The sequence below is a fragment of the Rhodoplanes roseus genome, assembly GCF_003258865.1.
In the GTDB taxonomy this organism is placed as follows: domain Bacteria; phylum Pseudomonadota; class Alphaproteobacteria; order Rhizobiales; family Xanthobacteraceae; genus Rhodoplanes; species Rhodoplanes roseus.
Window position 1 is genome coordinate 1 of record NZ_NPEX01000819.1, and the last position, 271, is coordinate 271.

1 pseudogene is annotated in these 271 nt (G+C 58.7%); it reads right to left on the reverse strand.

The features are described from left to right. A pseudogene (locus CH341_RS32555) lies at nt 1-271 on the reverse strand (branched-chain amino acid ABC transporter permease); the annotation flags it as partial.

Below are 271 nucleotides of genomic sequence, written 5' to 3' on the forward strand. Positions count from 1 at the left end.
GATCAGCGTCAGGTTCTCAATGACGATGAGCAGGCCGACCGTGACAAAGATCTGTGCCACTGGCGGGGCGTTCAACACCCGTTGGATGAGCGTCATCTGGACGACGACGCCGAGCCCGAAGATCACCACGAAGGATAGAAACGAGCCGATCAGAGGATCGAGCCCCAGGAACTTCCAGGCGAAGTACGCAACGAACATGCCAAGGGTCAAAAACTCCGCCTGCGCGAAGTTGACGATGCCCATGACGCCGAAGACCAGGGTCAGCCCGATG